General features: G+C 52.9%; 14 protein-coding genes. 3 read left to right on the top strand and 11 right to left on the bottom strand.

All coding sequences use genetic code 11. The features are described 5' to 3' along the window. Positions 1 to 6: 6 nt before the first annotated feature. Together L691_RS0116980 and L691_RS0116975 are read right to left on the bottom strand one after the other, a co-directional pair. Positions 7 to 963, bottom strand: coding sequence for a ketopantoate reductase family protein (locus L691_RS0116980; RefSeq protein ID WP_025691626.1), 957 nt, complete (start codon positions 961 to 963; stop codon positions 7 to 9). 196 nt (positions 964 to 1,159) lie between these two features. Then, entirely contained in the window at positions 1,160 to 1,804 is a 645-nt protein-coding gene (locus L691_RS0116975; protein ID WP_025691625.1) for an RsfA family transcriptional regulator, read from the bottom strand. Positions 1,805 to 2,146: 342 nt separating this feature from the next. Between L691_RS0116975 and L691_RS0116970 the strand changes: the two genes are divergently transcribed. Further along, positions 2,147 to 2,383 carry a DUF2626 family protein gene (locus tag L691_RS0116970; protein ID WP_025691624.1) on the top strand — a complete coding sequence of 79 codons (237 nt, stop codon included), beginning with the start codon at positions 2,147 to 2,149 and terminating at the stop codon, positions 2,381 to 2,383. Between the two features lie 167 nt (positions 2,384 to 2,550). Further along, positions 2,551 to 3,699 carry a coiled-coil domain-containing protein gene (locus tag L691_RS0116965; protein ID WP_025691623.1) on the top strand — a complete coding sequence of 383 codons (1,149 nt, stop codon included), beginning with the start codon at positions 2,551 to 2,553 and terminating at the stop codon, positions 3,697 to 3,699. Positions 3,700 to 3,722: 23 nt separating this feature from the next. Here L691_RS0116965 and L691_RS0116960 read toward each other — a convergent pair whose 3' ends face one another. Then, the gene (locus L691_RS0116960) at positions 3,723 to 4,964 is read right to left on the bottom strand and encodes an ABC transporter substrate-binding protein (RefSeq protein ID WP_025691622.1); all 1,242 of its coding nucleotides are present in this window, start codon (positions 4,962 to 4,964) and stop codon (positions 3,723 to 3,725) included. A 159-nt stretch (positions 4,965 to 5,123) separates the two neighbouring features. Then, the gene (locus L691_RS0116955) at positions 5,124 to 6,455 is read right to left on the bottom strand and encodes a PhoH family protein (RefSeq protein ID WP_025691621.1); all 1,332 of its coding nucleotides are present in this window, start codon (positions 6,453 to 6,455) and stop codon (positions 5,124 to 5,126) included. Between the two features lie 105 nt (positions 6,456 to 6,560). On the opposite strand from L691_RS0116955, the gene L691_RS0116950 reads away from it, so the two are divergent. Beyond that, complete coding sequence (locus tag L691_RS0116950) at positions 6,561 to 7,097, top strand: YhcN/YlaJ family sporulation lipoprotein (RefSeq protein ID WP_025691620.1); 537 nt, start codon at positions 6,561 to 6,563, stop codon at positions 7,095 to 7,097. A gap of 69 nt (positions 7,098 to 7,166) precedes the next feature. Here L691_RS0116950 and L691_RS0116945 read toward each other — a convergent pair whose 3' ends face one another. The 7 genes from L691_RS0116945 to thiI form a co-directional block, all read right to left on the bottom strand. Beyond that, a complete protein-coding gene (locus L691_RS0116945; protein ID WP_025691619.1) occupies positions 7,167 to 7,619 on the bottom strand; it encodes a pyridoxamine 5'-phosphate oxidase family protein in 453 nt (150 codons plus the stop codon). Positions 7,620 to 7,730: 111 nt separating this feature from the next. Continuing rightward, positions 7,731 to 8,810: an LCP family protein gene (locus L691_RS0116940; RefSeq protein ID WP_025691618.1), complete on the bottom strand. Its 1,080-nt coding sequence runs from the start codon at positions 8,808 to 8,810 to the stop codon at positions 7,731 to 7,733. 83 nt (positions 8,811 to 8,893) lie between these two features. Further along, positions 8,894 to 9,193, bottom strand: coding sequence for a YlaH-like family protein (locus L691_RS0116935; RefSeq protein WP_025691617.1), 300 nt, complete (start codon positions 9,191 to 9,193; stop codon positions 8,894 to 8,896). Between the two features lie 280 nt (positions 9,194 to 9,473). Beyond that, on the bottom strand, positions 9,474 to 11,315 hold the full coding sequence (typA, locus tag L691_RS0116925; RefSeq protein ID WP_025691616.1) for a translational GTPase TypA: 1,842 nt from the start codon (positions 11,313 to 11,315) through the stop codon (positions 9,474 to 9,476). 185 nt (positions 11,316 to 11,500) lie between these two features. Further along, positions 11,501 to 12,007 (bottom strand): hypothetical protein, encoded by a 507-nt coding sequence (locus tag L691_RS0116920; RefSeq protein WP_025691615.1) that lies wholly within the window; start codon positions 12,005 to 12,007, stop codon positions 11,501 to 11,503. A 203-nt stretch (positions 12,008 to 12,210) separates the two neighbouring features. After that, positions 12,211 to 12,870, bottom strand: a complete 660-nt coding sequence (locus L691_RS0116915) for a TerC family protein (protein ID WP_025691614.1) — start codon at positions 12,868 to 12,870, stop codon at positions 12,211 to 12,213. A gap of 88 nt (positions 12,871 to 12,958) precedes the next feature. Further along, positions 12,959 to 14,239: a tRNA uracil 4-sulfurtransferase ThiI gene (thiI, locus tag L691_RS0116910; RefSeq protein ID WP_051459395.1), complete on the bottom strand. Its 1,281-nt coding sequence runs from the start codon at positions 14,237 to 14,239 to the stop codon at positions 12,959 to 12,961. Positions 14,240 to 14,370: the final 131 nt, after the last annotated feature.

The following is a 14,370-nucleotide window of genomic DNA, read 5'->3' as shown; positions in this document are numbered from 1 at the left end:
GCGGCTTCACCTCTCCTTTACAATCATGCCCTCCACCATCCTGATTATCAATCGGTGCGCGGGCACATCTACGCCCGACAGGTTCGCCAATTCAACCAGACTGCCGTTAATCCAGCCGATTTCCGTCTCCCTGAAGGCCAGAACGTCAGCCAGCATGGAGGACAGATTTCCGGATGTCGCGCGGCATACTTCAAGTATGTCATCCCATAGGCTGAATTCGTAGGCAATACCGCAGGCGTCATAAACGGAAACCGCTTCCTCGTAAAGCTCCCTCATCATGCTTAGGCGTAGATCAGAAGCCAGCAGTTCACCGTTTGGAATACGCCATACGGCAGTCAGCGGATTAATTACGGCATTAATCAGAAGCTTCCGAAAAATCGCAGTATCCACTTCATTCGACAAAGTTACGGGAAATCCTGCTAACACCAGCGCCTCGGCCAATGAAGCTGCAGTAATATTCTCCACGGTCCCGTTCTCCCCCCACAAACCGATGACCGTCCATCCCGTCCCGGCGTGAACGACACGGACTGGAGACTCCCGCTTGGCTCCTTCCGTCGTTACGGCGGCATACAGATGGGCCGCGGGCAGAAGCTCCCGAAGCAGTTCCAAATGTCCCCAGCCGTTCTGAAAACATAGAAGATTCAGTTCACTTTGCCGAAGCGGAGCCAGGAGTTCCGGCAGCATGCTGCGAAGCGGCCCTTGTTTGACTGTTAGCACTAGCCAGTCTCCGGGCTGCTTCGGATAGAGCCGGGAGAACTCGCTCATAGGCAGTGCTTCAACCTCGCTGCCAGGTACCAAAACCGGCGGCTGTCCGTTCTCATAACTTATCGTTATGCCGTCTTCCGAAAGCGCCGCGCACTGCTCTTCGCTTCTGCACCATAGCCTCACTCTGTTTCCGGCAAAGATCAGCTTCCCCGCCAGCAGCAGCCCGAGCGAGCCAGCGCCAATAATATCGATTCTCAACGCTCTATCCACCGTCCATCCATCATATAATTAGTAGTTCCATGGTTTTCGCAAAAGCAGATGAGGACGCTTCGAAGCCACGATCCCCTTTTACGGGGTTACTTGTCTAGTATATCGGGCGGCGGACAAAAGGAAAATCCCGCCAGCGCGGCATCTATTCATGCCGCAGACGGGATTTCGTAAATATTGCTCTCCTTCATTCAATTCTTTCCAGGTTTCCATTGGCGTCCATCTTGAAGCGGTTCTTGATCTCCTCTTCCTCTTCACTTAAGAATGCGAGCCTCCGGGCGCGGTCCATGATCTGGATGAGCGCCTTGTAGTCATCGTTAACCACGCGATAATCGCTTTGGGCGGTATTCACTTCTTTGGACAATCTCTCATTCTCGGCTCGAAGTTCGGACAGCTCCTCCTCCTTATCGCGAAGATCCCTTTCCAGCATTTTCAACTGACGGCCCGCTTCCTGATAAGTACCCTTCCACTGCCTCAGAAACCGGATAACGGCATCGATGGACAAGGAGTTCTCGGCACCTTCATTTCCGTAATTCTCATCACCGTCACCGATAATGAAGCCGGCTACCTGCGCGCCTCTGGACGAGGTTTGTTTTTTCAGATAGCTCCTTTTCTGGCGCTGCCCTTTCGCAATAGTTATCGCTTCCTCGTAGCCTTTGCGAACACTGCTGTTCCAGCGAAATCCGCAGGCCGCCGATGTTCTGCCGATTCTTTCGCCCACTTCTTCAAACGCGGCCAGCTGTGTACTGCCTTCCCGGATATGGCGCAGTGTAACCTCGGCCAAAATGAGATCGTCTTCCTCGCTCCAGGCATCCTGTCTAATGGCTGTCATAAAGCCAAACCTCCTAGTAACATCTTGAAATAACCATCTTCATAACCGGCGATCCCGCCAGCAAGTGAATGGGGATAAAAGCTGCTTACTCCATTCCTATGCCTCTCATAGAGTTCATAGAATCTATTTGATACTCTTTTGTATTTCCATTTTGGCTTCCGCTCATACGCAGTCGTGGGAAATTAGCGCTTTTAACATCTTCCCCCGCCGTCAATCATATAGATCACATTCCCTGGGAAATCGCCCTCTTTTTCCATTGTATTCGTTTACACTATTTTGTTCTCCGGGTATAATAAATATAGGTTTATCCGTTCGTTTAAGCCTAAGGAGGGGGATGGTAAAGTGGCTCGGATGTTTCGTGTACTGGGATTTTTCACGCTGACAACCGGTCTGATGGCGTTTGCTGGCGGTATGGTCGAAATGGCCCTGTTGTTCTTTTTACAGACCGCATTTTTCGTGATCATGGGGTATATGAAGTTTACCGAAAAAACCTATATCCTGCTGTTCTGGGGCTATATGATTGTTACTTTTACAGGCTTCAGCTATTGGACGATCTTTGAGATGGGCCTTCCCCTGTGAGCATCAGCTAAAGCACCTGAGCAAGCAACGGAATCAAAGCCCCACGCTGTGGGGTTATTTTGTGTGCCTTGATATAGGCTGGCGGGCTGAAAAGCGGTATGATATTTTTACAGGATCGAACATATCATACCTAGCATAAGCTAAGTTCTTCCAAAGAGGTGAGTGTGGTGCTCTTCCGCAAACGACTGGCTGTCTTTCCGCTCATACTGCTCTGCTGCTCGCTGCTGCTGATTCCGCCGGCGCCTTACTTATCTGCCGATCCGGAGCAAAGCGCACCGGCCGCAGCTCCTTCCGCTCCCCCTTCTTCCACGCCGTCTTTTCCGGATAATGAAGAAGCCCGCAGGCTGATGCAGCAGACGCTGTCCGCTACTGAAATCCAAAAGGAAATAGAACGCATCGCCGCTGAGCAGCACGCTCTTGAACAAAAGACAGCCGCTTTGAGCAGCCAGGCCGCCAGGAAAAAATCCGATATCGCGGAAAAAGAAAAACGGGCAGGCGCCATTGTGCGCGCCTACTATACAGGAGACAGGGACCCTCTGCTGACCGCCATGCTATCCGCTAAGACTCTCAGCAAATGGTTCATTCTGCTCGATTACTATGAAATGATTATGGGTCATGACCGAGAAATACTGGCGGAGTATGAGAAGGAGTATAAAGATCTGCGGACCACACTGGCGGCGGCGGAACGCTCTTCGCAAGAACTGGCGGAATTGAGAAGCGCCTTAGAGGAACAGAAGCTGCGGGTTGAGGCTTTGCACAAGGATATTAATGGCGCCATTCAGAGCAGCGGGAATCCGGAGAGCATGGCAGCCCTTCTGGAGGAATTTACAGCATACTGGCAAAATATAGGGCTCCATGAAGTCAAGACTTATTTTAAAGCGCTGTCTGCGGCGATGACTCATCTCCCGCAGTTCGTAGAGAGCCGTGACGGCGTTCTGACGCGCCGGGGGATGACTTACGAATTGAATTTGAAGGAAGCGGATTTGAATGAGTTTTTGCATTCCGAGAACAAACTGTTCGACAATTTCGCTTTTACGTTTAAGAGCGGTTCGGTTATCGCCACTGGCAAGAGCGGGGATTTGTCGCTTCGCCTTCAGGGGCATTACACCATACAGGAAGAGCCAATGAACGGGCTGATGTTCCATGTAGACAGCATCATCTTCAATGGCCTTGAACTGCCTGATACAACGCGCAAATCATTGGAAGAGGAGTTTGATCTGGGCTTCTATCCGTCTAAGATCGTCTCTTTCCTTCGCGCCTCTGAAGTGGACAGCAAGGATGGCGTGCTTCATGTGAAGCTTACCCTGTCGTTCTGAGTGTTAATCCGCCATCCGCCCGTTCAGAGCCCATGATCCTCTCCCTCAGGGGAATACGAGATCGCTTTGACAAATCCCGCCGCATCCAGCTTGCCGGTCAGCAGCAAACCCGCCGCTGACGTTATTTCGCTCCAATCGGCCTGAGACTCTCCGGCCTGGTCGGCTCCACCCGTAAGCAGGCTGCCGGCGTCAAATGGAAGACTGTCTCCGCCCGGAAGCCCGCCCCGGTACGGTTCTTCCGCCGCAGGCAGCCGTCCGGTGCCGGCCAGCCAATCCAGCTGCGATCTCGCTGATGTTATGTACGACAGCCAGTCGGCCGCCGCCTCCGGACTTCGGGTCTGCGCGGAGAGGGCGAAGCTGCGGCTGTACAGTGTCTCATCACCAGCAGCATCTCCCATCCACGGCGCCTCCGCAACCAGATCCCCGCCTCCGCTCTCCTGCCACTCAGATAGCGGGAGCACGGCTGCGGCGATCTTACCCTCCCGAAGCATATTCCAGACCCCATTGTCCTGCCTGTCCGTCAAATAGATGGAGCTGCGCGCCCGCCCGATCCAGTCAAGCGCCTCTCGGTTCCCCGTAAACAGGGAACTGCTCACGCTTTCCAGAAAGGCGGACACACCATAAGCGCTGCCCGCATCCATCGCCAGCACGTATGTACCCGGCTTCGCGAGGCTGTGTTCCAGCAGCCGGTTCCACTGGTCAACCGTTCTCGGCAGCGCCTCCGCTCCAAGCTCCTCCATCACTTTTGGCGAATAAACAAAGACATGCGGATCAATATCCAGCGGTATGCCCCAGACATAACCGTTCCATTGCAGCAGCGGCAGCAGCGGGGTTAGCGGCGTACCCCCGGGCGAGCTCCGGTATACATCAACGGGCAGTAAATACCCCTGCTGCGCCAATTCCTTGATATGATGCGCTTCTGTCATCACAATATCGGGCCTGTTCCCGATCGTTAGCTCATTCATCAAAGCGTCGTCTCCGGCTGCTTCTCCCAGATTGTTCAGCTCTACCGTCACTCCGCTGGATAATGCGTAATGGCCGCTAATTTTTTGCAGCTCGCGGAACTCCTTGTTGTTTAACGACACCGATATCCGCAGATGGGCCGGCTCGCCCTTTTTCCGGGGGGAGGAGCTTTGCGATTGCGATTGATATTCGTTCAAGGCAGGAGAATCATCCGTTTGATTCAAGTCCATACTGGGAGATAAGCTCGTCAGCGACAGCAGCAAAATTGCAAACAGCAGCCAGTAATTTTTGCGTTTCAGCATGTTCTCCTCCTTGTCCGTTTCAACGCCCGTCTCCCTATTTTACCAGTCTGGGGCGCTTTTGTCTGCCCATTTAATGTTAGCGCTTTCACATAAATCTACATAAAGCAGGGGCTGGAAGCTTCCTCCCGGCCCCTGCTTTTAACGTTAACAGGAACAGTTCTATAACAAATCCGCAGCCAGTTGAGCCAGGCGGGACCGTTCCCCTTTTTCCAGTGTAATATGACCGCTTATACCCTGCTGCTTGAATTTTTCCACAATGTAGCTAAGCCCATTGCTTGCGGCATCGAGATAAGGATGGTCGATCTGCTCAGGGTCGCCCATCAGAATCACCTTGCTGCCCTCGCCCGCTCTGGAGACAATCGTCTTGACTTCGTGGCGCGACAGATTTTGCGCTTCATCGATGATGATGAATTGTCCCGGAATGGATCGGCCGCGGATATAGGTCAGCGCCTCAACCTGAATGCTTCCGAGACCCATCAGAATTTTGTCGATGTCGCCAGCTTTCTTCGTATCGAACAGGAACTCCAGATTATCGTATATCGGCTGCATCCACGGCCGGAGCTTTTCGTCTTTTTCACCAGGCAGATAACCGATGTCCTTGCCCATCGGAACGACTGGCCGGGCGATCAGCAGCTTCTTGTATTTATGCTCATCCTCAACCTTGAACAGTCCGGCGGCAAGCGCCAGGAGCGTCTTGCCCGTTCCCGCTTTGCCGGTGATGGTGACAAGCGGAATTTCCTCATTAAGCAAGAGTTCGAGCGCCATCCGCTGCTGCGCATTGCGTGCGCTGATTCCCCATACGGGATCGTTGCCGAGATAGAGCGGCTCCAGACGGCTGCCGTCGCTGCTTACCTTGAGAAGTGCCGATTTGCCGCTGCCGATCTCATCCTTCAGGATAATAAATTCATGGGGAAACAGCGGATAGGACAACTGCAGCTGCTTGACGGAAAGGGAACGGTTGCTGTAATACTCGTCGATCAGCGCCGGGTGAACAGGCAGTGTCTGGTACCCAGCGTACAGTTCATCCAAGTCGCCTGTGCGGTCGGATAAATAATCCTCCGGCGTAATGCCGAGCACATCGGCCTTAATACGGACCAGAACATCCTTGCTTACGAGCACGACTGGTCGGGGATCGGCCTTCTCGTTCTCCTCTTGCAAATAATTAAGCGCCACAGCCAAAATCCGGTTGTCAGTGGATACCTCGCCGAACATCTCCTGCACCTTGATGAAGCTGCGATGATTCAGTTCGACCTTCAGCTTGCCCCCGTGCTCAAGCTCCACACCGCTGTGCAGATGACCCCGCTCGCGAAGTCCGTCGAGCAGTCGGGACACCGTACGGGCATTGCGTCCGATTTCATCGGCGTTCCGTTTTTTATTATCGATCTCTTCCAGCACCACAGCGGGAATGATGACTTCATTCTCTTTAAACGAAAAAATCGAATTGGGGTCGTGAAGCAGTACATTGGTATCCAATACAAAGATCTTTTTCATGTTATCCCCTCCACAGCGCCTGGTTTGTCTTAAAGATACATAACTCTTTTCGCCGCTGGCAAAGATAAAATCAGAGTTCATCTTGGACGAAAGGAGTAAGCATCTATGAGAAAATCAATTTGTCTGTTGCTGGTCCTTCTACTGCTGCTGACAAGCTGCGGTATGGCTAAAAAAGGATCATCACCCTCTCCTCAGGATAAACAATCGGCAGTGCATGGCGTGAATTACGGGGAAAGCGGGGTAAGACCGCTAGCTGATGATGGAACGGCCGTTGTCTCGCCAAGAGACGCCGAGCTTAAATATCATCTGGAACAGCTGGCCCTAAGAGTGCCTGGCGTCAAAGGAGCGCACTGCGTCGTAATGGGCAACACCGCGGTTGTCGGCATCGACGTGGACGGGTCGCTCAGTCGCTCCAGAGTGGGAACAGTGAAATACTCAGTCGCCGAGGCTTTTCGCAAAGACCACAGAGGCATTAACGCGCTTGTGACAGCGGATGTTGACATGGCATCACGAATTGCCGAGCTGAGCCGCCACTTCCGTCAAGGCCGCCCTGTCTCCGGCTTTGCTTCCGAGATGGCCGATATCATCGGCCGGATCATTCCCCAGGCTCCCGAAAATACAACACCCCGGGGCCAGCATTAACCTTTATATCGGCAATCCTGCCCACAGATTCAATGGTCCAAAGGTCAAAAAAAGCCCAGTGAGCTCTCACTAGGCTTTTTGCATTGCGGCAAAAACTTGTCCATCCAGCTTCTCTGCCGCACGCTGATCGTATGCCTTGGCATATTTTGGAGCGGATTCCAACTGTGCGCCGTAAAAAAGCGCATTTCGCACCGCTGAGATTTGCACATCAAAACAGCACACCTCGAACGGAACATCCGGAAGCGGATCAATCTTAACGACGGCGCTGCCATTAATGGCATGAACCGTTTCTTCCCCAAAGACAGTCAGGGTGACCAGGGAATTCTCCTTCATGTTTCTAACCAGCCTCGAACGGTGATCAATCGCCAGTCTGAGCGTGGAAGAATCGACCGCATAGACCCACGAAATGACCGTAGACGTAGGGCCGCCGCTTTCCGCATCAACGGTATTAATCAGCACAAATGTTTCGTTCTGCAGCAACTTCAGCAGGGATTCGGTAAGCTGGGCAGCGGATTCGGACATGTTGACAGGCCCCCTTGTGCAGCATGTTGAACTTAGTTAATTATATTATAACATAGGCTCAAACTTGCATTCAATTTGGGAAAGTCAGGGGTTTCTCGTGCCGCCACGCGTCTACTGAGCTGCGGACGACACCGGAGCTGCTCCAGCCAGCCGATCCCTCAGACTCTGCTTCGCGGCATTAAGAGACTCTTCGTTAATATATTCATAAGGGCTGCGCCAGGTGCCGGTCACGGGCTTAAATTCCACATTATCCTTGGACATTTTCCAATACGCCGTGATCATATTCTTAATCTGATCCTTCTCGATGTCAGTCTGCATGTTATCGTTGATCGCATCAAGCACTCCGCCGATTTTTACAGCTCCCCCCAGCGATTGCATCTGGTCCATGAGCGAATGCAGCACCTCGCTTTGACGCCGGTTGCGGTCGAGATCGTCAGAGGGTTTCGTTTCCGGTTTACAGTTGGATTTGCGGTAACGGACATAATCGAGCGCGTCGTCGCCTTTTAGCTCGGCCGGACCCTTTTTCAGATTGATGTCAGTGCCGTCCACGCTGTCGGTATAACACATATCCTCGCTGATGTTGACCTTCACCCCTCCAAGCTCGTCGACCACCTCCCGGAAGCTCTGAAAATTAATCACGGTTACGTAGTCGATCTTGACTCCCAAATATTTGCCCATCATCGTCTTCATTTCGTCCTCAGCGGAGATGCCGGAGGTCTTTTCCCTGACTTTGAAACGCGGATAAAACGCATTGATCTTCGTTCTTTTGTAGCCGTCCAGCTCCATATACGTATCACGGGGAAGCGAAACGATGGTTGCCGATTCCGTCTGCGGATTGAGCGAAACCACCATGATGACATCCGTTAGATACGATTCATGCTTCGGCCGGTAATCCGTACCGAGCAGCAGCAGCGTCAGAGGCTTGACTTTGGCTGAGTTTCCGGCGGCCACCGGCTTGTCGACACCCGTATTCAGCACACCACTGTCCAGCTTGTAGTATAAATACAAGAAGTAGCCGACTACGACGAGCGCCGACAGCAATATGAGAATCAACAACATTCTTCCAAGCCTGGCCCAAAAGCCAGGTTTCTGTTTGCGGACCGCCTTCTTGGAAGACAGCCCTGCGGGCCTCCTGACACCGCTCTGCTGTCCTCTGGATCTCGGAGGCAAATTGCCGTTACGTGTACTCATAATAATGTAAAGTCCTTTTCATTTTTGGGAATTAGTAAAATCTTCTAAAACAATAGACGTAATTATCGCCAAAAGGTTGCGGTTTAACGCCTCTTTACCGAATCAGCCGCCGCCCTACGCTTCTGCCTTGCCTCTAGAAAATAGCGGACCCGAACGAGCAGCATCAGGCCGACGGCGACGAGCAGGCACTGAATGATCGGCAGCTTATCATGCTGAAAAACAAGCAGAATGCCCGAACCAAGGGCCATCAGCGCATAGAGCACAACTTCCTTCAGCAGAGACAGCTTCTGATTCACCCGAAATACCCGGTTGTACACATAAGTAAGCAGAATAAAGATAACGACATAGGCAATCAAGGGGTGCGTGGCAAACCAACTTTGCAAGGGTCGTCACTCCTTTTCGGGTTATCGATATTACATCCATTATATCACCGAGAAAGGCTGAGACGCCTCAAAACATTCCGGTTCGCCGCCCGCTTTCTTCGCATATGTCCCGTAAAAGCGAATCAGCCGCCGGAATGTGATTCCGGCGACTGATTCTTTTAAAATATAAGAATTTATAAGCTTAGCGCTTATCATTTTGACTTATATTTCTACGAGAAACGGGTGTCCTCCTCCCGCGAGGACGGTGAAGCCGTTTCTTCTTGTCTGAGAGTGCCTTTGATTACATATTGGCTTCGGCCATTTTACGATGCTTCTCCGCACGCTCGCGTTCGCTCTTGTTCAGAATTTTCTTGCGCAGGCGAACGGATTTCGGCGTAATTTCGCAATATTCGTCATCGTTCAGATATTCAAGCGCCTGCTCCAAAGAGAACAGAAGCGGAGTCTTCAGCTTGACAGTCTCGTCCTTCGTCGCGGAACGGACGTTGGTCAATGCTTTTTCCTTGCAGATATTCACGACGATATCGTTGTCGCGCGTATGCTCGCCCACGATCATGCCTTCGTAAATATCGGTGCCCGGCTCCAGGAACAGGGTACCGCGGTCTTCCACGCCCATCATGCCGTAGAAGGTGGAAGTTCCGGTCTCGGTTGAGACGAGCACACCCTGGTGGCGTCCGCCAACCTGGCCGCCGATCAGTGGGGCGTAGCTATCGAACGCATGGTTCATAACGCCGTAGCCGCGAGTCAGTGTCAAGAAATGCGTGTTATAGCCGATCAGACCGCGCGCCGGAATCAGGAATTCCAGACGGACCTGGCCGTTGCCGTTGTTGATCATATTGACCATCTCGGCCTTACGGGTGCCCAGACTCTCCATAACGGAGCCCATGCTGTCTTCCGGCACGTCGATAAGAAGGCGCTCCAGCGGCTCCATCTTGGCGCCGTCTATTTCCTTAACGATAACTTCAGGCTTGGACACCTGCAGTTCGTACCCTTCGCGGCGCATATTCTCGATCAGAATACCGAGATGCAGCTCGCCGCGGCCGGAAACGATAAAGGCGTCCGGGCTATCGGTTTCGTTCACACGCAGGGAAACGTCCGTTTCCAGTTCCTTGAACAGACGCTCACGCAGCTTGCGGGAGGTTACCCATTTGCCTTCCTTGCCGGCGAACGGTGAATTGTTGACCAGGAAGGTCATCTGCATTGTCGGCTCGTCAATCTTCAGGACAGGCAGCGCCTCGGGATTCGCAGGGTCGGCAATCGTCTCGCCGATGTTGATGTCCTTGATCCCGGCGATCGCCACGATATCGCCCGCGCCGGCTTCCTCCGTCTCTACGCGCTTCAGCCCTTGGAACCCGAACAGCTTCTCGATGCGCGCCGACTTGTGCTTACCGTCGCGCTGGATAACCGTTATGGCCTGACCTTGACGGATAATTCCGCGGTTGACGCGGCCGATGGCGATACGGCCCAAATACTCGTTATAATCCATCAGGGTAACAAGGAATTGCAGCGGCTCTTCCACGCTCTCCGTTGGGGACGGAATATGCTCGATGATCGTTTCATACAGGGCAAGCATATTGTCATCTTGTTTCTCCGGATCAAGGCTGGATGTACCGTTCAACGCGGAGGCGTATACGACCGGGAATTCAAGCTGATCGTCGCTGGCTTCCAACTCAATGAACAAATCCAGCACTTCATCGATGACTTCCGCCGGACGGGCCGCCGGGCGGTCAATCTTGTTGACTACCACAATCGGAGTCAGGTTCTGTTCCAGCGCCTTGCGCAGCACGAATTTCGTCTGCGGCATACAGCCCTCATACGCATCAACGACAAGCAGCACGCCGTCAACCATCTTCATAATCCGTTCAACTTCACCGCCGAAGTCGGCGTGTCCGGGCGTATCCACAATATTGATCAGGAAATCTTTATAAGTAATGGCTGTGTTCTTTGCCAGAATCGTAATGCCGCGTTCCCGTTCCAGATCGTTGGAATCCATGGCGCGTTCCTGTACCGTCTCGTGCTCGCGGAAAATCCCCGATTGCTGCAGCAATTGGTCGACGAGTGTCGTTTTGCCATGGTCAACGTGGGCGATAATCGCAATGTTGCGAATTTGTTCTCTTGAATGCATGATTTGTATCCAAATCCTTTCATTTATCAAATAAAATCAATTGAAATTTGCAGCAGAATTGGAGGCTTCATAAAAGAAGCGCCGGACGCAAAACCCGACGCTTCAACATTATTTTTAATTGTATCGTGAAAGCACTGTGAAAAGCAAGTATTTTCATGAAAAAACAATATTACGACTCAGTAAGCTTACCAGCCCCGGTTCCACTTATTCCGTCCGCCGCTCCGTCCCGCGATCAGCCAAATTCCCGCCAGAACGAGTACAATTCCAATAATGTACATAATGCCCGAGCCCAAGATGCTTAGGAACATCAGCACCACACTAAGAACGCCGAGTACGATGGCGCCTGCGGTTAGTCCGCCGCTCCGCGGAGATACAAAAAGCGAATACTCGTAAAGCCCAACCGCCACGCCCAGCGGCAGCACAGGCCAGAGATAAGCCATCAGTCCCCAGCTCCACGTGTTGCACAGGCCAAACAGCAAGCCGTATACGGTGAGAATACCAGCGGGTATAAGCGCGGCAGACGTAATCCGCCGGCTGAAGACGAGAACATGCAGGAATATTCCAGGCAGCAGCAGAAGCAGCGGCCACAGTGCCCGTCCTAAAAAGCCGAATACCCCTAATTTCCCCAGTAAAATAACAAGCCCAGCGCATACGACGAATAGACCCAGCTTTATATCGTTTTTGGAGGACATCATACCACTCATCCCTTCAACTCGCATCTCTTCCGCTCTGCATCGGCTGTCCGACGCTTCAGGATTCTTCTTTATTTTATCCGAATCCCGCAAAAAACACCATCATTCGTCACTGCAAAGCCAAAGAAAAGACCCCACAGGATGGGGCCATTTCCTCTGTATTCCATGCAGAATCCTATGCGGCGCGGCTTAATTTTCCTTCTCTACCCCGTTCTTGGGGTATGCCGCTTGATCCCGCCCGCCGCCACGACGGAGACGCCCAGCGCCACCGGCAGTAAAGAATGAAGAGTGGGCAGCAGGAAAGACAGCATCGCGCCCAGCTTGGCGTCCTGAAGGAGCATCTCCCCGGCGGTGTAGGCCAGAATATAAGCACCGAGATAAATAAGGATCGGAAAGCGGTGCAGCCACCCGGTGATAATGCCGCTGCCCCATACAACGACGGGAATGCTGAGCGCAATACCAATGACAATTAGAGCCAGATCACCCTTCGCCAGTCCGGCAATGGCAAGAACATTGTCGAGACTCATAATGAAATCCGCCGCCAAAATGGTCCGGATTGCCTTCCATACCGTCGAGCCCTCGCTTACGCGGATATGATCTTCCTCCTCCAGCAGCAGCTTGAACGCTATCCAGAGCAGCATGAGCCCGCCGCCAGCCTGAATATAGGGGATTTTCAACAGCAGCACTGCCGCCAGCGTCAGGATGCAGCGCAGAAGCACAGCCCCCGCCGCACCCCACCATACGGCCTTTTTCCGGTGTCTGTCCGGCAGGTTTTTGCTCGCCATCGCGATCACTACGGCATTGTCTCCGCTGAGCACTAAATTCACCATTAAGATTTCCCCAAGCAGCCATATCGATTCCATCGAACATTCCTCCCGAACCGGCTATGTAACTACTTGTATGCTCAGCCAAGGCAAGCTATGCTTCCTGTCCCATTTCCCCCTTTTCTTGTTAGAACCATTCTTCGTTGACGGTTGCGATCAAATCGGCTTCATCGGCAGGACGTTCATCTCCATGCGGAGTGACTTCCACCGTAATTACCTTCGCAGCCGCCTCGGCAAGCCGATCCGCATAACCGGGCAGCGTCGCTTCGATCTTCTCAACGATTTGTAGATTCGGGTTGGTTGTCGGCGACTTCGGCAGGAACAGCGTACAGCAGTCCTCATAAGGAAGAATCGATAAATCATAGGTGCCGATTTGCTGCGCCAGATCCACAATTTCGGCTTTGTCCATCATAACGAGCGGCCGCAGCAGCGGCAGCTCGGTCGCGCGCCCGATAACATTCATGCTGGGCAGCGTCTGACTGGCGACTTGGCCCAGACTTTCACCGGTGATTAGCGCCAGCGCACCCTCGCGTTCCGCGAGCGTTGTCGCGATCCTCAGCATCGCTCTTCGCATCAGTGTAACCATTAGATTGTCCTGGCCGATTCCGGCAAACGAAGTCTGCACCTCCGTAAAAGGGACCAGATGCAGCCGAATTTTTCCGGCATACCGCGACAATACCCTGGCCAAATCGACAACCTTCTGCCGGGCTTCCCGGCTTGTATACGGATAGCTGAAGAAATGAACGCATTCCACCTCCAGCCCCCGCCGCATGGAAGACCATGCCGCCACCGGACTGTCAATCCCGCCTGACAGAAGCAGCATGGCCTTGCCGTTGGTGCCGAGCGGAAAGCCGCCCACCGCAGGAATACTCTCGCAAAAAATATAAGCTTGCTGTTCACGAACCTCCACCCTCAGCTCAAGCTCCGGGGTTCTGACGTCGACGGAAAGCGCCTGAAAGGCTTTAAGAATCGGAGCGGAGACGAGACGGTTCATCTCCTGCGAGCCATATGGGAAATCCTTCCACACCCGCCGGGCATTCACTTTGAAGGTTGTTCCAGGTTCGGGATTGAGCATTTCAATAAATCGAAGACTTGCCTCCACAATTTCCTCAAGCGCCGGTCTAACCGCTTTTACCGGACTTATGGATGAAATGCCGAATACTTTGACCAGCGCTTCCAGCAGTTCCTGCGCGGGTTCTCCGTTCAGCTCCACATATATCCGTCCATATTCTTTAAGCAGCCTCGCCTTGGAATAAGGCTTGACGATTTCCCTTACATGCCGCAGCATCGTCTTCTCAAAACGGGTGCGGTTCTTGCCCTTAAGCGTAAACTCTCCGAAACGCAGCAGCAGCATGTCGGCGTATTCTATGCTTGTTCCCGCCAAACGCGCGGGTTCTATCGGTTTCATGTTACCGCATGCCTCCTTCAGCAATCTTCAAAGCTTTAATTGCGCCAAGCAGCGCCTGTTCCAAAGCGGCAACATCGCCTGCGGTATGCTCATCCCCGAAGCTGATGCGAATGCCGCCAAGCGCCGTACTT

It is taken from the genome of Paenibacillus zanthoxyli JH29 (assembly GCF_000520715.1).
Taxonomy (GTDB): domain Bacteria; phylum Bacillota; class Bacilli; order Paenibacillales; family Paenibacillaceae; genus Paenibacillus_AQ; species Paenibacillus_AQ zanthoxyli.
This window is presented reverse-complemented; position numbering and strand designations above follow the sequence as displayed.